The sequence below is a fragment of the Glycomyces xiaoerkulensis genome, assembly GCF_002798405.1.
GTDB classification, from domain to species: Bacteria; Actinomycetota; Actinomycetes; order Mycobacteriales; family Micromonosporaceae; genus Glycomyces; species Glycomyces xiaoerkulensis.
Genome location: NZ_PGGV01000029.1, coordinates 75,466 through 93,926 on the forward strand (window position 1 = coordinate 75,466; position 18,461 = coordinate 93,926).

Consider the following 18,461-nt stretch of genomic DNA (forward strand, 5'->3'; position numbering starts at 1 on the left):
TCTCCGCCAAGGGTATTCGCTTGCCTGATCGGATGGCAAGGCGGCGGTCAGTCGGTCGAAGCCGCCAGCGTGACCTGGGCGCTGGCCTCGACGCCGTCGCGCTCGTAGACCACGGTCACGGTCGTGCCCGGAGCCAGTTTGCGTACCAGCGCGACCAGTTCGGTGTTCTCGGTCACGGTCGTACCGTTGAAGCTGGTGAGGACGTCGCCGTCTTCGAGTCCGGCCTCCTCGGCGGGGGAGCCGGGGATGATCCGCTGCAGCTCGACACCCACGCCCAGCGCCGGGTCGCCCAGCTCGGCCCCGATCACGGTCCGGGAGGCGGTTCCGGTCTCGACCAGCTCGTCGGCGATGCGTTTGGCCTGGTTGACCGGGATGGCGAAACCGATGCCGATGTTCCCGGCCTCGGCGCTGTCGGCGGCGGTCGAGGCGATCGCGGTGTTGATGCCGATGACCTGCCCGCCGATGTCGGTGAGCGGACCGCCGGAGTTGCCGGGGTTGATCGCCGCGTCGGTCTGGATGGCGGCCATCACCGACTCGATCTCGCCGGCGGCGTTCTGGGTGAGCACGGGCCGGTCGACCGCCGAGACGATGCCCTCGGTGACCGTCGAGGACAGCCCGAGCGGGGCGCCGACGGCCAGGACCGGGTCGCCGACGGCGACCTGGTCGGAGTCGGCCAGGACCATCGACGGGTAGCCCTCGCCGGGCAGGTCGAGCACCGCCACGTCGGAGTCGGGGTCGGAGCCGACGACCTCGGCGGTCTCGAGTTCACCGTTGCTGAACAGCACCTGGAGCTGCTCGGCCACCTCGGAGCCGCCGCCGGTGACCACGTGGTGGTTGGTCATGACGTAGCCGTCCTCGCTGACGATGAAGCCCGAGCCGTTGCCGCCGCCGTCGGTCAGGACGGTCACCACCGACGGCATGATGCCGTCCACGACCCCGGCCACGGAGTCGGGGTCGCGCTGGGTCTGGGGGTCGGCTCCGGTGATGGTGCCGCCGAAGGAGTCGGTGCGGGTGGCCCAGATGCCGATGGCGGAGCCGAGGGTGCCGGCGATGAGGGCGACGATCGCGGAGACGGCCACGACGATCCCGAGCCCCGGGCGTCCGGCGGGCCGCGGGCGCGGCGGCAGCGGCTCGGGAGCGGGGCCCGGGTGCATGGGGCGGGCGTGGACGACCGCGTGGCTGGAGGGGTCGCGCCAGGGATCGTCGGGGGCACCGGGGTTCCACCAGGCCGAGCCCGGCCGGCCCCCCTGGGGGTGGTGGGGCGGCTGGGGCGGCTGGGCCCCCGGCGCGGCATGGGGTCGGTCGGTGCCGTAGCTCATCCTTCGATTGTCGCCCACGGGCGCAAGAATGGCACACCGTTCCGATGGAGGGACGGTCCGCCCGGAGGGGAGAAGGGTTCGGATCCGGCGTGTTACGGTCCCGATAACGAGGACTCGCCCCAGACCGGCGTCCGAGGCGAGCCTTCGTTGTCTGATCGGCGGAGGGGGTGCCCGCCGGTGGGGTGTCGGTGCGCTGGAGCGGCTACTCGAGGGCCCCTTTGAGCTCCTTGTGGAGCGTCTCGGCCTCCTCGGGCGTCATCTCAACGACCAAGCGGCCGCCGCCTTCGAGCGGCACCCGCATGATGACGCCGCGGCCCTCCTGAGTGACTTCCAGCGGGCCATCACCGGTCCGCGGCTTCATGGCCGCCATATTTCGTCTCCCCTCGATCCAAGGTCGCTGGTTGCGACTCGACGTTGCTGGATCAAGTTTCCCCGATAACGTGGGGGAGAGCCAACTCGCCCCTCCGTTTATGTGACCGAGTTGCGGAGAAAAACCGCAAAAAAGGGCATTTCGGGTGAGGAGAATCATCCCTGGGTACAGGCTTATTCCTCAGGGTCCTGTTCGTGTTCGGTCCCGAGCAGGAACGCGGTCCCCTCGATCTCGCGCCCGTAGGGGGCCACGAACGTCGGCAGCTCGGTCGGGCCCAGCGACCGCGTGTAGGACCAGAACCGGCGGACCGCCTCGGCCCGGTCGGCGGCCTCGACCGGGATCGACAGGCTCACCAGCCAGTCGCTGCGGCGCTCCGGCGCCGGCAGCGCGCGCACCAGCGCCTCCCACGCCTCCGGCTCCAGCCGCTTCCAACCGTCGTCGGCGTCGTCGACGCGGCAGGGCCGCTCGAGGCGGCGGCGGTAGGCCACCTTGCCGCCGTCGACCGCGCCGAACGCGAAGATGCCGTCGGGGCCGGCCAGGGCCACTTCGTCACCGTCGGCGGACCCGGCCGGGAGCGGGGGCGGCTCCACCGAGTCGGCCTCGTAGGCCTGTTGCTCTGTGTACTCGTCCTCGTTCAGCACCAGCAGCCAGTAACGCATGCCCACATCCCACCACGTCAGTCGGCGGGTTGGCGCTCTGCCTCCAGTTCGGCAATGCGCTCGTCACGTCTGCCGATCTCCCACGCCAGGCGCCGCATCGTCGCGTCGACCTGCTTGGTGCGGTAGCCGCGCGGCCCGGTGTCGAAGCGCAGCGCCCCCACCTCGGCCTCGGAGATCGGCTCGTCTTCGGGCAGCCCGGCGGGCTCGTCGTCGGGCGCGTCGTCACGCAGCGAGTCGTCGCCGGTGGCCCACACGACGATCGAGAAGGCGATCCACACTCCTATGGCCGCGACGACGACCGGCAGCACCAAGTTCACGGGGGTTCCTCCAGAGCGCTAAGCGAAGAACGCGAAATAGGCGAACATCGCCATTGTGACGACCGCCAATGTCACACCGAGACGCGGGTTGTGGGGCACGACCGGTTTGATCGGCCTGCCCGCCCGGTCGTGCATCGGCATGCGCGGCTTGTTGGCCGCCCCCACCAGGACGTACCCGATCAGGGCCGCCAGGACCGGCGGCAGGAACATGACCCACCAGGTCGAGTCGCCGCCGCCGGTGGCGCCGAGCCACAGCACCTGCCCCAGCAGGCACGCGGCCATCACGGCGCCGTAGATGAGCAGTTCCCGCAGGATGTGGTGGACGCGGGGGAGGAACGTGGGCCGCTGGGCCGCCCGCATCGCCGCCAGGCGGGCGTCGGACGCCTCCCGCAGCCGCACCCGGGCCCCGCGCACGACCTCGTCGAGCTCCTCGCCCGCGACCGGCTCGGGGGCCAGGTCCGGGACCGGCCGCCGCAGCGCCGCGCAGCCCTCGGCCAGCGAGGCCACCTCCTCGTCCAGATCGCCGCGCAGCTTCTCGACCGACTCCCGGCCTCGCGCCAGCCGCCGCTGCGCGCGCTCGGCGCCGGCCGACGTGTCGGACTCGAGCCGGGCCAGCTCGTGGACCAGGTCCCGGTACTCGCTCATCCCGCTCACCGGAGCTCCCCTCCCGGCGCGTCGATCGGACCGGCCTCGTCGAGCCGCCCGGGCCTGACGTAGGGCACCGCGAGGGTCTCGGTGCCCGCGTGCCGGTCGATGACCAGGCAGCGGTTGGCGCGGCCCTCCCAGTTGTTGTTGGGGTCGCCGGTGACCGCGCCCAGATCGGTGGCGGCCACGTTCAGCGCCACCAGACCCGAACAGTGCTCGCGCCCGGCCGAGCCGCCGATGTCGTCGAGGAAGCGCCGCGCCCCGCGCCACCAGCCGATGAGATGGAAATCCTCGGCCGGACCGTGCACGAGCCTCCGGCGCAGCGCGGCCGCCTTGCCGTCGGCCCCGTCGGCGCCGAACCACAGCAGGTACGTCGGCCCCTCGCTCTCGGCGTCGAGGACCTCGCCCGGCTCCAGCCGCCGCACCCGATGGCCGCCGGCCTCGAGCGTCGCGGCCGCGCCGTCGGCGACGTCCTCGGCACCGACGGCGGTGGACGCGATCTGGAACTCGGCCCCGCCCGGCTCGTACTGCCGCCCCAGCGACGCGGCGGCCGCGGCCACCACATCGGCCGCGACCGGCGAGGTGCCCAGCACCGCCAGGTGGCGGCCGGGACTGCGGTCGAACCGGTAGCCCACCGTGGACACCCCCACGTCGACCGCCCGGCCCAGGAGCGCCCGCGGCGCCGGGTCCGGCCGCAGCGCCGCATACGAGGGATCGTCGGCCAGGTGCTGCTCGTCGAAACCGCGGAACACCACCGGCTCGGCATCCGACTCGCGCCGCTCCCACAGTTGCCGCCGGAGCCCGGCCAGGAGCGGCTCGGCCGCCGAAGCGTCGGGGAAGGAGCAGGTGCGGTCGCGCCCGCGGACGCCCCCCGCGTCGTTGACCACCGCCTGCCCCACCGAGATCGCCTCGGCCGCATCGTTGTCCTCGGCCAGCAGGTGCTTGGAACCCGGCAGCGCCACCCGCAGCGGGAACTGCCCGAAGATCGAGTCCTTCTTGGTGTACAGCGCCTCGATTCCCGAGATCGTCTGGCTGGCCAACACCAGGTGGACGCCGTACGAGCGGCCCTTGCGGGCCAGCTCCTCGAGGTGGGCGACCGCCTCCCGGGCGAGCCGATCGTTGCCGGCGAAGAGGACGTGGAACTCATCGATTACCGCGACGATGCGCGGCAGCCGCGCCTCCGGGCGCAGCTCCCGCAGCCGGGCCAGGCCGGTCGCCCCCGCCCGCTTCATCAGACCCGCCCGCCGGGACAACTCCCGCCGCAGCGCCCCGAGCACCGCGACGCCGTACTCCCGGTCCGACTCCACGCCGACTGCCCGCACATGCGGAATCCACGACTCGTCGACCGCGCTCGGGGTGAACTCGGTGAACGAGACCCCCTCCTTGAAGTCGAGCAGATACAGCTCCAGTTCCTCCGGCGAGTAGCGGGTGGCCAGCCCGTACAGCACGTCGAGGATGAACACGGTCTTGCCGCCGCCGGTGCGCCCGCCGATCAGCCAGTGCGGGGTGGCGTCGTCGAACGACACCGTCACCTCGCCCCCGGGATCGCGGCCGATCACCGTGGTCAGCCCCTCCCGGCCGGACTCGCTCCAGAACCGCTCGGGCACCAGGTCGGCGACGCTCAGCGTGGACGCCTCGCGGCGCTGATCGGCGCGGGCGTCGAAGACCCCGCGGGTCATACTCGGCGAGGGCGCCTGGTCGAGCCTGACCGGCAGCGGCAACCCGCCCACGCGGGCGCCGTCGTCACCGCAGGTCAAGTAGGTGGCGTGCTCGAGCGCCGGGAGCGACTCGGTCCCCGCCGACCGGCGCCACCCGCAGACGACCAAGTGGCAGCGGGCGGCCGGACCGGCGTGGGCGAGCGCGGCGATGCGCTCGCGGACGGCCTTGCCCACCTGCGGCGGGAACCCGGCGATGACGATCAGATGGTACGGGCGGTTCGCGATCGACTCGCCGCGCGCGGCGATGTCGCGCAGCTCCGACAGCCGCTTCTCCGCGGCGGTCAAAGCGCGTCCCAGCCCCAAGTGGTCGGTCGCGACCGGCTCGGCCAGACCCGCGTCGACCAGCGGCGTGGCCGGGGCGAACACCTGCCCCAGGGTGACGCCGTCGATGAGCGACAGCTCCAGATCCGGATAGGCGGCGACCAGACGCACCAGCAGACTCTGGAGCAGCCCGCCGACGCGCGCGTCGGCCGCATCGGCGTCGGCCACCAGATGACCGCCGCCGAACAGATCGACCAGGGCCGGGAAGACCGGCTCGCCCTCGAGCTCGGCGGTGCCGACCCGGGCCGACCCGCCCCGCGGCTCGTCCGCCCGCACCGGCGTACCGTTCGCGAGAGCGTGGAGCTCCTCGCCGAGCCAACCGGTGGCGGCGGCACCGGCGGCCGCGCGGAGACGCCCGGCCAGATCGCGGCGCCGACGAGTGGCGTCGGTGGCGACCAGCCGCGACTCCTCCTCCGCCAGCAGCCGGTCGGCCCGGTCGGCCGCCCCGGCCGCGCCGCGCAGCGCGGCCGCCGCACGCTCCAATTCGGTCCGCCAACTCAACGCTGCCTCCTGCGCGAACGGGGTGTCGCCGACGACCCCACTCTATCGACAAGGGATCAGGCGTGCGTGTAGAGACCGAGCGCCAGATCGGCCAGGTGGTGCGGATCGTCGGCGCCGCACAGCTCCCTGGACGAGTGCATCGACAGGATCGGCGCGCCGACGTCCACGGTGAGCACGCCGAGCTGCGTCGCCGAGAGCGGACCGATGGTGGTGCCGCCGACGACGTCGTTGCGGTTGACGTAGAACTGCCACGGGACGCCGGCCCGCTCGGCGGAGCGGACGAACATCGCCTGCTCCTCGGCGCCGGTGGCGTAGCGCTGGTTGGCGCTGGCTTTGAGCATGGGGCCGCCGCCGGGCAGCGGGAGGTGGCCCGGCTCGTGCTTCTCGGCGAATCCGGGGTGGACGGCGTGGCCGGTGTCGGCCGACATCATCTCCGAGGCGGCCGCGGCGCGGGCGAACGCCGGGTAGTCGTCGCCGGCGATGCGGCGCAGGACGGTCTCCAGGAACGGGCCTTGTGCCCCCGAGTAGGTCATCGACCCGGTCTCCTCGTAATTGAACGAGGCGAAGACCGGCACGCCCGGGGCGTCCTCGGCGGCGATGATCGCGGCGAGACCGGCGTGGGTGCTCAGGAGGTTGTCGAGCCGCCAGGCCGCGAACAGCTCGCCGTCTTTGCCCAGATAGGACGGCCGGTCGCAGGCGGCGGTGAACAGGTCGAAGCCGAGCACGTCGCCGGCTTCGACACCGGCCTCGGCGGCGACGAACTCGAGGAACTCGCCCTCGCGGGGCTCGCCGAGCCCCCAGACCGGGGTGAGCTGGGACTGCGGGTTGATCGCGCGTCCCTCGTTGGTGCCCGGGTCGAGGTGGATCGCCAGGCGCGGGACGCGCAGCAGCGGGCGGTCGACGTGCACCAGGACCTCCGAGCCGTCGCGCATGGCCAGGCGGCCGGCGACGCCGAGGTCGCGGTCGAGCCAGGTCTGGACCGGCACGCCGCCGTAGACCTCGACGGCGACCTGCTTCCAGCCCGCGGCGCCGGTGTCCGGCCGCGGCTTGACCTTCAGCGTCGGCGAGTCGGTGTGCGCCCCGAATATCCGGAATCCGTCGGCGACCCGGCCGCCCAGCCGCCAGGCGATGATCGAGCCGTCCCGGACCGTGTAGTACCCGCCCGCCTCGGACGGCCAGGCGTCGACCTCACGCAACAGCCGGAATCCGGCCGCCTCGAGCCGGTCGGCGGCGACGGCGCACGCGTGGTACGGCGTGGGCGAGCGGCCGATGTATTCGGCGAGGTCGTCGGTGTGGGATCGGTCGAACCGGGGCATCGGAGCTCCTTCACTGGCGGATACCGGGCGCGGCTGACAGCATAGATGAATGCGCGCGTTGAAACTGGGGCGAAGGGTGTTCGGTGAGGACGAGTACGCGGTGATGGCGATCGTCAACCGCACCCCCGACTCCTTCTACGACGCCGGCTCGACCTTCGAGTTCGACGCGGCGATGGCGGCCGTGGGCGGCGCGGTCGCGGCCGGCGCCGACATCGTGGACGTCGGCGGGGTCAAGGCCGGCGAAGGCCCCGAGGTGACCGCCGCCGAGGAGGTCGAGCGGGTGGTGCCGTTCATCGAGGCCGTGCATGCGGCCCATCCGGGCCTGGTGGTCTCGGTCGACACCTGGCGGGCCGAGGTCGCGCGCGAGGCGGTCTCGGTGGGTGCCGAGCTCATCAACGACACCTGGGCCGGGTGGGACGCCGACGTGGTGAAGGTCGCCGCCGACACCGGTGCGGGGCTGGTCTGCTCCCACACCGGCGGGCTGGAGCCGCGGACAGTGGCCTCCCGCCCCGCCTACGAGGACGTGGTGGCGGAGGTGGCCGCCGAACTGGCGGGCCGGGCCGAGGCCGCGGTGGAGGCCGGGGTGCGGGCCGACGGCATCGTCATCGACCCCACCCACGACTTCGGCAAGACCACCTACCACTCCCTGGACCTGACCCGCCGCCTGGGCGAGCTGGCCGGGACCGGCTGGCCGGTGCTGGTGGCCCTGTCCCGCAAGGACTTCGTGGGGGAGACGCTCGACCTGCCGGTCGACCGCCGCCTGAACGGGACGCTGGCGGCCACGGCCGTCTCGGCCTGGCAGGGTGCGCGGGTCTTCCGCGCCCACGACGTGACCGCCACCCGGGAGGTCCTGGACATGGTCGCCTCGATCAAGGGCCGGCGGCCGCCGAAGAACCCCCACCGCAGCCTGTGACCGGGCGTTGAACGCCGCGGTGAGGCCGCCGGTGCGGCATGGAGGTCGGACACCGCTCATGCCACACCTGTTTGTGAATGCTGTGCTACACTGATTATGTGCTACACATGGAGGCAGTCGTGGCGAATGTGACCCTGAGTATCAACGATGACCTGCTGCGTCGCGCGCGCATCCGTGCGTTGGAGCTCGACACCACGGTCAACGCCGTGGTCCGGGAATACCTGGAGGGCTTCGCGGGAGAGAGCGAGGCGAATCGCGCCCTGGCGGAGTTCCTGGAGATTTCGGACGAAGTGAGCGCCTCCAGCGGTGACGACGGACGCGGATGGACCCGAGAGGACCTCTATGGCCGGTAGGACCTTCCTCGACACCAATGTTCTGGTCTACGCGGTCGATAGCGCCGAACCCGACAAGAAGAAAGTCGCGCGAGAGCTGCTCGCGCAGGCCGCGAACGTCGTCATCTCCGCGCAAGTGCTCACCGAGTTCTATGTGACCGTTACTCGTAAGCTCAAACCCGCTGTCGATCCGGAAACCGCGGCGCACATGGTTCGAAGGCTTGCGCGAATCCAGTGCGTGGCGATCGACGAGCAGTTGGTCCAGCGAGCCCTGCGTGTCGGCCAGCGCTGGCAATTGTCGCACTGGGACTCACTGGTCGTCGAGGCAGCCCGCCAAGCTGGCTGCTCACGATTGCTCACGGAGGATCTGGCCGATGGCGCGGCCTACGATGGCCTGTTGATCGAGAATCCTTTCGATTGACGGCGCTCAGCGAATCCCACAACTTCGGCAGGACCACCTCTGACGTCCGTGAGGGCCTTGGCCGGCGCATCACGGTGAGGGCGGTGGGTTAAACCATTACGCCCTAGCAAGCGGCTCGGGTGGCGCACAGGGTGATCAGTGCGCGCCGCGGCGAACGCGGTGCGCATCGAATCCGGCGAGGGTGGTCTGCTCCATCGTGTTCACAGCAAGCTGGTGTGCAGCCCGGCGGCGAACGCGGCCAAGGGGCCCATGACGTGTTCGGCATCGCGGGCGGCCCCGCGCAGGGTGTTCGAGGCGAAGGACCGCTGGAATTCCAGGCCGACGTAGGCCAGGCCGGGGTGCGTGGTGGAGACGCCGCCGGTGTGCCGGGGCATGCCCGTCTCGTCGAGGGCGCCGAGGCCGGACAGGTAGCCCAGGTCCGGGCGGTATCCGGTGGCCAGCAGCACCGCGTCGACCTGCTCGCGGGTGCCGTCGTCCCAGACCAGGCCGTCGGAGTCGAAGGCGGTGAACATCGGCCGCCGGTCGAGCAGCCCGGACTCGAACGCCTTGCGGTAGCCGCCGGTGTCCAACGCCAGTCCGCCGGACACGAACGGGGCGAACCATTCGACCGGCAGGTGGTCGTACCCGGCGGTGAGCGTGTGATGGATGTCGCGGCCGCCGGGGCGCTGCTCGACCAGGTTGATCGGGCCCCGGGCGGCGAGCGTGACGGTGGCGGTCTGCGCCAGTTCGCAGCCGACCTGGACGGCCGAGTTCCCACCGCCGACGACGACCACGCGCTTGCCCGCGTACGCATCCGGGCGGCGGTAGTCGGCCACGTGCAGCACCTCGCCGCCGAAGTCCTCCTGGCCGGGGAACCGGGGCAGATGGGGATTGCCGAACGAACCGGTGGCGGCGACTACGCCTGCGGCCCCGAACGTCTCGCCTGCGGCGGTGCGTACCAGGTAGCCGCCGTCGGCGGTGGTGACGGCTTCGACGCGGGCGCCGGTGCGGATGTCGACGTCGAGGTCGGCCGCGAAGCCTTCGAGGTAGTCGGCGATCTCGTCGCGGGCGGGGTAGTCGTCGGGGTCGGCCGGAATGGGGCGGTATCCGGGGATGGCGCTGAAGCGGGCCGGAGAGAACACGCGCAGGCTGTCGTAGTAATGCGGCCAGGAGCCCGCCGCGCGGGGACCGGCCTCGAGGACGAGGGGGTCGAGTCCGGCGTCGCGGGCGGCGCGGGCGGCGACCAGGCCGGACTGGCCGGCGCCGATGATCACGATGGGGTTGCTCTGTTCGCTCATGCGAGCCATCATATCGTCATATCGCGAATTGACGAATTGAAGAGGCGGTGGCCTCGGTCACCGGGCATACTTGACTCATGACGACCGAGACCGGGCCGCTCGACAGCGACGTGCAGGACTTCCTCAAGGCATTGGCCAGCACCACCCGGCAAGAGGTCATGTTCCTGTTCAACGGCGACGCCGAGCTCACCGTCGGCGAAGTCGCCGAACGGCTCTCACTGGCGCCCTCGGCGGCCTCGGCGCATCTCGCGACGCTGCGCGAGGCGGGGATCCTGGTCTCCCGGCGCGAGTGGAAGACCGTCCACTACCGGGCCAACCCGGACGGCATCCTCAACGGACTCGATGGCTTGCGCGACTACCTGCTCTCCTGCTGCCCGCCGGACGACTACGGCCGGGGCTGCGGCTGAACGTCGTTCATCTTCGAATTCCGCGACCGTCTCATCGTCGTGGTCGGCGGCGAATCGGCCCTGGAGGGGGTGGTCGGCTGACGCAGAACCCCGCCGCGGCCGCCGAATACCCCCGGCGTGCTGCCCCTCCGAGCCGGGGCATGCCCGCTACTAGGTGAACTCCTTGGTGTCGAGGTTGAACTCGAACGGCGATGGCAGCTCCAGCGGCTGCCCGTAGCGGACCGTCTTCCGCTCCAGGTAACGGCCGTGACCGTCGGGTTCGTGGTACATGGTGACCGTGCCGTCACCGTCGTACCGGTCCACAATCAGATAGATCGGAATGTCGGACCCGGCGTAGCTGTCCCGCTTCCAAACCAGGTCGCGGTGCCGTGTCGATGGTGAGGTGATCTCGGCGACGAGCCGGACATGTTCGCTGCTGATCAGCCATTCGTCGTCGCTCCGGAGGGTGTCCTTCGGGACAACGATCAGATCAGGGATGACTGCCTCGTCCGTAGCGGGTAGTTTGATGGATTCGGTGTTGGTGACCGCCCATCGCCGAGGTTGTGTATTCGGTACCAACTGCTCGATCAGGATCGAGAACACCAGGTTGTGCCCTGACGTTGGTGTCGGCGACACGATGATGGCTCCTTGCAGGATCTCCGCGCGAGAGCCAGGCGGCGGTTCGAGGCTCTCCCAGGTCTCCCAAAGGCGATCTCGGTCAGACTTCAAGTCGGGCTTTGGAGATTCGGTCGCCACCATCGTCAGACCTCCCATGTCGGCCCCCTTCCTGATCTCTCGGTTCGTACATGACCAGGACGGATCGGCGCTACCAGTATGCGGCAATGCAAGGGTGCGCGTCACCATCCCCGGCGGTACAACGATCGGGGGACTGAATAGTGGCGAATCTTCGCTGAACCGTCGACCGGTTCAGGCCGAGGACATCGGCGATTGAGGAGCCCCCTCAGAGCCTGCCGGTGTCCATGTGGGCCACCGCCTCGTCGAGGTCGTCGGTGACCAGGAGCTGGTCGACGTCGTCGGGGTGCACCTTCCCGTCGGCGACCATGGTGCCCCGCAGCCAGTCGATCAGGCCGCCCCAGTAGGCGGTGCCGATCAGGGCTATCGGGAAACTGCCGACCTTCTGGGACTGCACCAGGGTCAGCGACTCGAACAGTTCGTCCATGGTCCCGAAGCCGCCCGGGAGGGCGCAGAACCCGGTGGAGTACTTGAGGAACATGACCTTGCGCACGAAGTAGTAGTGGAAGTTCAGCTCCAGGTCCACGTACGGGTTCAGGCCCTGCTCGAACGGCAGCTCGACGCCGAGCCCGACCGAGGTCACCCCCGCGTCGGCCGCGCCCCGGTTGGCCGCCTCCATGGCTCCGGGCCCGCCGCCGGTGATGACCGAGTAGCCGGCCTCGCCGAGCTTGCCGCCCAGTTCGGCGCTCAGCTTGTACTCCTCGGAGTCGACCTCGGTGCGGGCCGAGCCGTAGACGCCGATGGCCGCGCCGAGGTCGGCCGCCTCCAGCGTTTCGAAGCCCTCGACGAACTCGGCCTGGATCTTCATCACCCGCCAGGCCGCCTTCTGCTTCCACTCCTCGCGGTGGCGGAGGTCGAGCAGGTGCTCGTCCTCGGTGACGCGGCGCTGCTCGGTCATGACTCCTCCACATACTCTCTCAGCGCTTCGGCGCATCGCTCGATGAGCGGCAGTTCGACGCGCTCGTCCTGCTTGTGGGCGAGGTTCGGGTCGCCGGGGCCGTAGTTGACCGCCGGGATGCCGAGCACGGCGAACCGCGCGACGTCGGTCCAGCCGAGCTTGGCCCGCACCTCGCCGCCGGCGGCGGCGACGAACTCGGCCGCCTCCGGCCGGTCCAGGCCCGGCCGGCAGGACGGGGCCGAGTCGGTGAGCTCGACCTCGTAGCCGTCGAACACCTCCCGGACGTGGGCCTCGGCCGACCGCTCGTCGCGGTCGGGCGCGAACCGGTAGTTGACCTCGACCCAGCACTCGTCGGGGATGACGTTCCCCGCCACGCCCCCGCCTATGCGCACCGCGTTCAGGCCCTCCCGGTAGGCGCAGCCGTCGACCTCGACCTCGCGCGCCCGATAGGCGCCCAGCCGCTCCAGCACCGGGGCGATCTTGTGGACGGCGTTGTCGCCCTTCCACGACCGCGCGGAGTGCGCCCGCTTGCCGTGCGCGGTGACCTTCGCCCGCATCGTCCCCTGGCATCCGGCCTCGACCAGGCCGTGCGTCGGCTCCAGCAGGACGGCGAAGTCCGATTCGAGCCAGTCGGGGTGCGAGGCCGACAGCTTGTTGAGGCCGTTGCTGGCGGCGTCGATCTCCTCGCACTCGTAGAACGCGAAGCTCAGGTCGAACCGGGGCCGCTCCAGGGTCGCGGCGATCCACAGCGCCAGCGCGGTGCCCGACTTCATGTCGGAGGTGCCCAGCCCCCACAGCACGTCGTCCTCCAGACGGGTGGGGAAGTTGCCGTTCACCGGGACCGTGTCCAGGTGGCCCGCGAGCATGACCCGCCGCCGCAGGCCGAGGTCGGTGCGGGCGACCAGGGTGTTGCCCTCGAGGTCGATGCGCAGGCCCGGCCGCTTCCGCAGCACCTCCTCGACCGCGTCGCAGATCGCGGCCTCGTCGCCCGAGACCGATTCGATGTCGCACAGCGCCCTGGTCAGCCGCACGGGGTCGGCGAGGACTGCCTCACTCAGTACCGTCACAGTCGCAGACGATACTCCGGCCGCCGATAGGCTCTGAGGGTGAGCGAATTCCTGACTGACCCAGCATGGGGCGCCGGGGTGGCGACGATCGCCGCCGACGGGACCGTCCTGGACGTGTGGTTCACCGATCTCGGCCTGGGCGAGGCCCCGGCCGATCTGGCCGAGCCGAAGATCGACGCCGAGAATCCGACCGGCACCTCCTCCCGTGGCGTGGCGGTACGGATCGGTTCGCTGGCCGAGGAGCCGGCCGACACCGCCGACGTCTACCTGCGCCTGCACCTGCTGTCGCACCGGTACGTGACCCCGCACACGATCAACCTGTCGGGCATCTTCGGGCTGCTCCCGAACAACACCTGGACGAACTTCGGCCCGGTCCAGGCCGCCGAGGTCGGCCCCGCGCGGCTGCGCCTGCGCGAGTCCGGGCGGGCCCTGCAGGTCAAGTCGATCGACAAGTTCCCGCCGATGGCCGACTACGTGAGTCCGGCGGGGGTCCGGATCGCCGACGCCTCCCGCGTGCGCCTGGGTGCACACCTGGCCGACGGCACCACGGTGATGCACGAGGGCTTCGTCAACTTCAACGCCGGGACGCTCGGCAACTCGATGGTCGAGGGCCGCATCTCGGCCGGCGTGGTGGTCGGCGACGGCTCCGACATCGGCGGCGGGGCCTCGATCATGGGAACGCTTTCAGGGGGTGGCAAGGAGGTCATCTCCATCGGTGGGCGCTGCCTGCTGGGCGCCAACGCCGGAATCGGGATTTCCTTGGGCGACAACTGCGTGGTGGCCGCCGGCTGCTACGTCACCGCCGGCTCCAAGGTGACCCTGCCGGACGGGAACGTCGTCAAGGCCGCGGTCCTGTCGGGCAAGGACAACCTCCAGTTCTGGAACAACTCCCAGACCGGCGTCCTGGAGGCCCGGCTGCGGGAGGGCTCTTGGGGCGAGCTCAACCAGGCCCTGCACAGCGGCCAGTAGCGGTGCGGGCCCGTCCGATCGGCATCGGGCGGGCCTTGCCTTTATATAGAAGTTCGTCTATCTTGGGTGTGGGAGCGTTCCAACACAAGTCTCACCCCCACCCGAGAGGCAGAGCCATGCGAAACGCCGCAACCCTCCGCCGCAGACGGACCCGCGGGGCCCTGGTGGCCCTCGGCGCCGCGGCCGCAGTAGCCGCCGGCGCCGTCGCACTCGTCCCGGCGCACGCCGACCACAACAACCCCGGACCCGAGATCCGCGTCAACCAGTACGCCTACACCGCCGACGGCGCCAAGGGCGCCACCTACGTCAGCGACGACTCCAGCGGCCGGAGCTGGGAACTGCTCGACGCCTCCGGCAACGCCGTCGCCTCCGGCACCACCAGCGTCCACGGCCTCGACCAGGCCTCCGGCGACAGCGTCCACAACATCGACTTCTCCGACTACGACATCCCCGGCGCCGACTACCGGATCCAGATCGACGGCCGCCAGAGCCACCCGTTCGAGATCACCGGCGACCCCTGGGGCGACCTGCGCGACGACGCCCTCGCGTTCTTCTACCACCAGCGCAGCGGCATCGAGATCGAGGAGCAGTACGTCGGCGCCGAATACGCCCGGCCCGCCGGCCACGTCAACGTCGCCCCCAACCAGGGCGACGACGGCGTCGGCTGCCTCGACGACGGCTGCGACTACACCCTCGACGTCGCCGGAGGCTGGTACGACGCCGGCGACCACGGCAAGTACGTCGTCAACGGCGGCATCTCCACCTGGCAGCTCCAGAACGCCTACGAGCGCACCCTGCACACCCCCGACGCCGACCCCGACGTCTTCGCCGACGGCACCCTGGCCGTCCCCGAATCGTCCAACGGCGTCCCCGACCTGCTCGACGAGGCCCGCTGGCACCTCGAATTCATGATGAGCATGCAGGTCCCCGAAGGCGAGCAGCTCGCAGGCATGGCCCACCACAAGGTCCACGACATGGCCTGGACCGGCCACCCCATGCCGCCCCACGAGGACCCCGAGGTGCGGCGCCTCAGTCCGCCCAGCGTCACCGCCACCCTCAACCTCGCCGCCGCCGCGGCCCAGGCCTCCCGGCTGTGGGAGGACCACGACCCGGCCTTCGCCGCCGAGACCCTCGAAGTCGCCCGCACCGCCTACGACGCGGCGCAGGCCAACCCGGACCGCTACCCCGACCCCAACGACGGCACCGGCGGCGGCGCCTACTCCGACGACGACGCCAGTGACGAGTTCTACTGGGCCGCGGCCGAACTGTTCACCACCACCGGCGAATCCCGGTACCGCTCGGACCTGACCGCCTCGGAATGGTGGTTCGGCGAGGGCTTCACCGACCACGGCTTCGCCTGGCCCTCGACCTCGCCGCTGGCCGACCTGACGCTCGCGCTGGCCCCCAGCGGCCTGTCCGAGTCCGAACGGCAGGCCGTGCAGGACTCGGTCGTCGACGGCGCCGACGGCTACGTCGCCGCCGCGGGCGGCCAGGGCTACCCCGTCCCGTACGCGCCCGAGGACTGGGACTACGCCTGGGGCTCCAACAGCCAGGTCCTCAACAACGCCACCGTCATCGCCTACGCGCACGACCTCACCGGCGACCCGGCCTACCTGGACGCCGTGGCCGAGGCGATGGACTACCTCCTGGGCCGCAACGCCCTCGGCCAGTCCTATGTGACCGGCTACGGGGAGAAGGACGCCCACAACCAGCACCACCGGTTCTGGGCCAACCAGGCCGACTCCTCGTTCCCGAACCCGCCGCCCGGCACCCTGGCGGGCGGCCCGAACTCGTCCCTGCAGGACGAGACGGCCCAGGAGCACCTGTCCGGCTGCGCCGGCCCGAAGTGCTACATCGACGACATCGACTCGTGGTCGACCAACGAGGTCACCATCAACTGGAACGCGCCCCTGGCGTGGATCGCGGCCTTCCTGTCCGATCGGGCCGGCGACGACGGCACCGAGCCGACCCCGAGCCCGACGCCGACCGAGCCGACGCCGACGGAGCCGACTCCGACCGATACCGAACCGGTCGGCGACCTGGCGCCGGTCGACGACCTCTCGGCGGAGGTCGGCTTCGACTGGGTCGAACTCACCTGGGACACCCCGCCGTGGGACCGCCAGATCGAGATCTCCCGCGACGGAACGGCGATAGACGTCCTGCCGTCGGGCTCCACCTCCTTCAGCGAGACCGGCCTGGACTTCGACACCGAGTACACCTACTCCGTCAGCGCCGTTCCGGAGGAGAACGAGCACGCCTTCAGCTCGACGGTGACGGTCACGACCACCTTCCCGCCGGACGAGGGCCCGTGCTCGGGCGACCTGGAGATCGTCAACGACTGGGGCTCGGGGTTCCAGGCCAACGTCACCGTCTCGAACGTCGGCGACCGCACCATCGACCAGTGGAGCCTCCGCTGGGACTGGAGCGGCGACACCGAGGTCACCTACCTGTGGAACGCCGAATGGAGCCAGTCCGGGACGACGGTGACCGCGAGCAACCTGAGCTGGAACGGCCGGCTCGAGCCCGGTCAGACGGCCGAGTTCGGCTTCGTCGGCTCCGGCACCGCCGAGGTCCCGGGTCTGGTGGGCCTGGGCTGCAGCATCACCCGATAGTCCGATCCGGATGACCGATCCGCTGCCCCGGCCCCGCAACGGGGCCGGGGCAGCGGACCGGCCGCCTCGCCCTTCTCGCGAACGAGCCGGACTCCTCCCGGCGAACGATGCGACCCGCGGGTGGCTCGGATACCGTGGCCCGCATGGTTAATATCGGAGAATTCGGCGCGACCAACACCCCGTCGGACGGCTTCACGGTCGTCACCACCGAGAACGTGCCCGGCCACGAGATCACCGAAGTGCACGGCGAGGCCTTCGGCATCACCGTGCGCGCCCGCAACATCGGCTCCGACATCGGATCCGGTCTCAAGTCCATCGCCGGGGGCGAGCTCAAGGGCCTCACCAAGGCGCTCGTCGCCGCTCGCGAGCAGGCCGTGGCCCGCATGGCCGAGCAGGCCCAGGAGGTCGGCGCGAACGCGGTGGTGATGATGCGGTTCGACGTCTCCGACGCGCGGGGCATCGGCACCGAGGTCTGCGCCTACGGCACCGCGGTGACCGTCGTCAAGAAGTAGGCGTCAGCCCCAACTGCTTGCCGGCCAGCGACACCTTCCGGACCGCCAACTGCTCGGCGACCTCGGTGATGGCCCTGGAGGCCGGCGCGTCCGGTTCGGACAGCACCAGCGGCATCCCGGCGTCGCTGCCCTCGCGCAGCCGCAGGTCGAGCGGCACCTGGCCCAGCAGCGGCACCTCGGCGCCGACGTCGCGGGTGAGCGCCTCGGCGACGATCTTGCCGCCGCCGGAGCCGAACGGCTCCACGTGCGAGCCGTCGGGGAGCTCCATCCAGGACATGTTCTCGACCACGCCGGCCAGCTTCTGGTGGGTCTGGGTGACGATCGCCCCCGCCCGCTCGGCCACCTCCGCGGCGGCCTGCTGCGGGGTGGTCACCACCACCAGCTCGGCCGACGGCAGGAGCTGCGCCACCGAGATCGCGATGTCCCCGGTCCCCGGCGGCAGGTCGAGCAGCAGCACGTCCAGATCGCCCCAGTAGACGTCGGCGAGGAACTGCTGCAGCGCGCGGTGCAGCATCGGGCCGCGCCAGACCACCGCGGCGTTGCCGGGGGTGAACATCCCGATCGAGATGACCTTCATCCCGAACGCCTGCGGCGGCATGATCATGTCCTGGACCTGCGTCGGCGAGCCCTCGACCCCGAGCATCCGCGGCACCGAGTGCCCGTAGATGTCGGCGTCGGCCACGCCCACCGACAGGCCCTTGCGAGCCAGCGAGGCGGCCAGGTTGACCGTGATCGACGACTTGCCGACCCCGCCCTTGCCGGAGGCGACGGCGAACACCCGCGTGCGGGACTCGGGCAGGTTGAACGGGATGACCGGTTCCGAGGCCTGCCCCGGCCCGCGCAACTGCGTCTGCAGGTCGCGGCGCTGCTCCTCGGTCATGACGCCGAAGTCGACCTCCACCGATTCGACGCCCTCGACACTCCGGGCGGCCTCGCTCACGTCCCCCTGGAGCGTCTCGCGCAGCGGACAGGCAGCGATGGTGAGCAGGATTTTGACCGTCACGCGGCCGCCGTCGACCTCGATGGCGTCGACCATCCCCAGCTCGGTGATCGGTCGGTGGATCTCGGGGTCGTTGACGTGCGAGAGCGCCTCGCGGACGGCCTCGACCACAGCGTCGGTATCAGACATATCCCAATCGTAGCCACCTGGACGCG

Annotated in this window: 19 protein-coding genes; 7 read left to right on the forward strand and 12 right to left on the reverse strand. The window is 71.0% G+C overall.

From position 1 onward, the window contains the following. Nucleotides 1-47: 47 nt before the first annotated feature. The 7 genes from CUT39_RS10960 to CUT39_RS10990 all read right to left on the reverse strand — a co-directional run bounded on the left by CUT39_RS10960 (nt 48) and on the right by CUT39_RS10990 (nt 7,166). Nucleotides 48-1,319, reverse strand: a complete 1,272-nt coding sequence (locus CUT39_RS10960) for a S1C family serine protease (protein WP_100446457.1) — start codon at nt 1,317-1,319, stop codon at nt 48-50. A gap of 202 nt (nt 1,320-1,521) precedes the next feature. After that, nucleotides 1,522-1,689, reverse strand: coding sequence for a DUF3117 domain-containing protein (locus tag CUT39_RS10965; protein ID WP_100446459.1), 168 nt, complete (start codon nt 1,687-1,689; stop codon nt 1,522-1,524). Nucleotides 1,690-1,862: 173 nt separating this feature from the next. Next, complete coding sequence (locus CUT39_RS21190; protein WP_100446461.1) at nt 1,863-2,348, reverse strand: hypothetical protein; 486 nt, start codon at nt 2,346-2,348, stop codon at nt 1,863-1,865. Nucleotides 2,349-2,365: 17 nt separating this feature from the next. After that, nucleotides 2,366-2,665: a DivIVA domain-containing protein gene (locus tag CUT39_RS10975; RefSeq protein WP_100446463.1), complete on the reverse strand. Its 300-nt coding sequence runs from the start codon at nt 2,663-2,665 to the stop codon at nt 2,366-2,368. An 18-nt stretch (nt 2,666-2,683) separates the two neighbouring features. Next, nucleotides 2,684-3,319 (reverse strand): GtrA domain-containing protein, encoded by a 636-nt coding sequence (locus CUT39_RS10980; RefSeq protein ID WP_157930612.1) that lies wholly within the window; start codon nt 3,317-3,319, stop codon nt 2,684-2,686. After that, nucleotides 3,316-5,850: an FtsK/SpoIIIE domain-containing protein gene (locus CUT39_RS10985; protein WP_157930613.1), complete on the reverse strand. Its 2,535-nt coding sequence runs from the start codon at nt 5,848-5,850 to the stop codon at nt 3,316-3,318. The genes CUT39_RS10980 and CUT39_RS10985 overlap by 4 nt, the downstream gene beginning before the upstream one ends. 56 nt (nt 5,851-5,906) lie before the next feature. After that, complete coding sequence (locus CUT39_RS10990) at nt 5,907-7,166, reverse strand: M18 family aminopeptidase (RefSeq protein WP_100446469.1); 1,260 nt, start codon at nt 7,164-7,166, stop codon at nt 5,907-5,909. 49 nt (nt 7,167-7,215) lie between these two features. Between CUT39_RS10990 and folP the strand changes: the two genes are divergently transcribed. The 3 genes from folP (at nt 7,216) to CUT39_RS11005 (ending at nt 8,832) form a co-directional block, all read left to right on the forward strand. Beyond that, complete coding sequence (folP, locus tag CUT39_RS10995) at nt 7,216-8,079, forward strand: dihydropteroate synthase (protein WP_100446471.1); 864 nt, start codon at nt 7,216-7,218, stop codon at nt 8,077-8,079. Between the two features lie 119 nt (nt 8,080-8,198). Continuing rightward, nucleotides 8,199-8,432 carry a hypothetical protein gene (locus CUT39_RS11000; protein WP_157930614.1) on the forward strand — a complete coding sequence of 78 codons (234 nt, stop codon included), beginning with the start codon at nt 8,199-8,201 and terminating at the stop codon, nt 8,430-8,432. After that, the gene (locus CUT39_RS11005) at nt 8,422-8,832 is read left to right on the forward strand and encodes a PIN domain-containing protein (RefSeq protein ID WP_100446475.1); all 411 of its coding nucleotides are present in this window, start codon (nt 8,422-8,424) and stop codon (nt 8,830-8,832) included. The genes CUT39_RS11000 and CUT39_RS11005 overlap by 11 nt, the downstream gene beginning before the upstream one ends. Before the next feature lie 200 nt (nt 8,833-9,032). Here CUT39_RS11005 and CUT39_RS11010 read toward each other — a convergent pair whose 3' ends face one another. Continuing rightward, nucleotides 9,033-10,109, reverse strand: a complete 1,077-nt coding sequence (locus tag CUT39_RS11010) for a flavin-containing monooxygenase (protein ID WP_232805706.1) — start codon at nt 10,107-10,109, stop codon at nt 9,033-9,035. A gap of 77 nt (nt 10,110-10,186) precedes the next feature. Between CUT39_RS11010 and CUT39_RS11015 the strand changes: the two genes are divergently transcribed. Continuing rightward, nucleotides 10,187-10,516, forward strand: coding sequence for an ArsR/SmtB family transcription factor (locus CUT39_RS11015; RefSeq protein ID WP_100446479.1), 330 nt, complete (start codon nt 10,187-10,189; stop codon nt 10,514-10,516). A 150-nt stretch (nt 10,517-10,666) separates the two neighbouring features. On the opposite strand, the gene CUT39_RS11020 is transcribed toward CUT39_RS11015, so the two are convergent. The 3 genes from CUT39_RS11020 to dapE form a co-directional block, all read right to left on the reverse strand. Next, nucleotides 10,667-11,269: a Uma2 family endonuclease gene (locus tag CUT39_RS11020; protein WP_157930615.1), complete on the reverse strand. Its 603-nt coding sequence runs from the start codon at nt 11,267-11,269 to the stop codon at nt 10,667-10,669. A 187-nt stretch (nt 11,270-11,456) separates the two neighbouring features. Then, nucleotides 11,457-12,146: an LOG family protein gene (locus CUT39_RS11025; protein WP_232805707.1), complete on the reverse strand. Its 690-nt coding sequence runs from the start codon at nt 12,144-12,146 to the stop codon at nt 11,457-11,459. Continuing rightward, nucleotides 12,143-13,213 carry a succinyl-diaminopimelate desuccinylase gene (gene dapE, locus CUT39_RS11030; protein WP_100446485.1) on the reverse strand — a complete coding sequence of 357 codons (1,071 nt, stop codon included), beginning with the start codon at nt 13,211-13,213 and terminating at the stop codon, nt 12,143-12,145. The genes CUT39_RS11025 and dapE overlap by 4 nt, the downstream gene beginning before the upstream one ends. A gap of 39 nt (nt 13,214-13,252) precedes the next feature. Between dapE and CUT39_RS11035 the strand changes: the two genes are divergently transcribed. From CUT39_RS11035 to CUT39_RS11045, 3 genes are all read left to right on the forward strand, one after another. Further along, nucleotides 13,253-14,182, forward strand: coding sequence for a DapH/DapD/GlmU-related protein (locus CUT39_RS11035; protein ID WP_100446487.1), 930 nt, complete (start codon nt 13,253-13,255; stop codon nt 14,180-14,182). A gap of 116 nt (nt 14,183-14,298) precedes the next feature. Further along, nucleotides 14,299-16,794: a glycoside hydrolase family 9 protein gene (locus tag CUT39_RS11040; protein ID WP_157930616.1), complete on the forward strand. Its 2,496-nt coding sequence runs from the start codon at nt 14,299-14,301 to the stop codon at nt 16,792-16,794. 143 nt (nt 16,795-16,937) lie between these two features. Continuing rightward, nucleotides 16,938-17,306, forward strand: coding sequence for a YbjQ family protein (locus CUT39_RS11045; RefSeq protein WP_100446489.1), 369 nt, complete (start codon nt 16,938-16,940; stop codon nt 17,304-17,306). On the opposite strand, the gene CUT39_RS11050 is transcribed toward CUT39_RS11045, so the two are convergent. After that, nucleotides 17,296-18,435, reverse strand: a complete 1,140-nt coding sequence (locus CUT39_RS11050) for an Mrp/NBP35 family ATP-binding protein (RefSeq protein ID WP_100446491.1) — start codon at nt 18,433-18,435, stop codon at nt 17,296-17,298. The genes CUT39_RS11045 and CUT39_RS11050 overlap by 11 nt on opposite strands. Nucleotides 18,436-18,461 lie beyond the last annotated feature (26 nt).

Bases quoted from the DNA above. Each gene is read 5' to 3' on its own strand.
- CUT39_RS10990 (WP_100446469.1), bottom strand. From the start codon at position 7,166: ATGCCCCGGTTCGACCGATCCCACACCGACGACCTCGCCGAATACATC.
- CUT39_RS11045 (WP_100446489.1), top strand. From the start codon at position 16,938: ATGGTTAATATCGGAGAATTCGGCGCGACCAACACCCCGTCGGACGGC.
- CUT39_RS11015 (WP_100446479.1), top strand. From the start codon at position 10,187: ATGACGACCGAGACCGGGCCGCTCGACAGCGACGTGCAGGACTTCCTC.
- CUT39_RS11010 (WP_232805706.1), bottom strand. From the start codon at position 10,109: ATGAGCGAACAGAGCAACCCCATCGTGATCATCGGCGCCGGCCAGTCC.
- CUT39_RS10960 (WP_100446457.1), bottom strand. From the start codon at position 1,319: ATGAGCTACGGCACCGACCGACCCCATGCCGCGCCGGGGGCCCAGCCG.
- CUT39_RS11050 (WP_100446491.1), bottom strand. From the start codon at position 18,435: ATGTCTGATACCGACGCTGTGGTCGAGGCCGTCCGCGAGGCGCTCTCG.
- CUT39_RS10965 (WP_100446459.1), bottom strand. From the start codon at position 1,689: ATGGCGGCCATGAAGCCGCGGACCGGTGATGGCCCGCTGGAAGTCACT.
- CUT39_RS11025 (WP_232805707.1), bottom strand. From the start codon at position 12,146: ATGACCGAGCAGCGCCGCGTCACCGAGGACGAGCACCTGCTCGACCTC.
- CUT39_RS11020 (WP_157930615.1), bottom strand. From the start codon at position 11,269: ATGGGAGGTCTGACGATGGTGGCGACCGAATCTCCAAAGCCCGACTTG.
- CUT39_RS21190 (WP_100446461.1), bottom strand. From the start codon at position 2,348: ATGCGTTACTGGCTGCTGGTGCTGAACGAGGACGAGTACACAGAGCAA.
- CUT39_RS11005 (WP_100446475.1), top strand. From the start codon at position 8,422: ATGGCCGGTAGGACCTTCCTCGACACCAATGTTCTGGTCTACGCGGTC.
- folP (WP_100446471.1), top strand. From the start codon at position 7,216: ATGCGCGCGTTGAAACTGGGGCGAAGGGTGTTCGGTGAGGACGAGTAC.
- CUT39_RS11040 (WP_157930616.1), top strand. From the start codon at position 14,299: ATGCGAAACGCCGCAACCCTCCGCCGCAGACGGACCCGCGGGGCCCTG.